We start from the raw sequence: 437 nt of genomic DNA, 5'->3' as shown, positions 1-437 counted from the left end.
GTATCTTCTGAACTTGGTACATCGATGGTTACTGGTACTGTTACTGTTCCGTCTCCTTCATCTACTGTTACATCTCCAATGGTTACTGTTGGTGTAGCATCGTTATCTGTAATCGTTACTGTTCCACTTGGATCTGTATTACTTGTGTTACCACTTGTTACTGTTCCGTCTACTGTGAAATCTTCATCTGGCTCATCTGTTGCATCCTCTGTGATTGGGATGATAACATCAACACTTGTTGCTCCGGCTGGAATTGTTACCGTTGTTGTTGTCGTTGTGTAATCTGATGTTCCTGCTGTTCCGTCTGTTGTTACAATAGTAACTACTGTATCTTCTGAACTTGGGATATTTAAGGTTACTGGTACTGTTGCTGTGCCGGCTCCTTCATCAACTGTTACATCTCCGATAGTAACTGTTACTGAATCGTTATCTGTAAT

1 protein-coding gene is annotated in these 437 nt (G+C 41.2%); it reads right to left on the bottom strand.

Annotated features, from left to right (window positions below):
• A partial coding sequence (locus Q0935_RS15830) for a Calx-beta domain-containing protein (protein WP_299388335.1) occupies positions 1-437 on the bottom strand: 437 nt, incomplete at both ends.

The organism is uncultured Lacinutrix sp. (assembly GCF_947500605.1).
GTDB lineage: Bacteria > Bacteroidota > Bacteroidia > Flavobacteriales > Flavobacteriaceae > Lacinutrix.
This window is presented reverse-complemented; position numbering and strand designations above follow the sequence as displayed.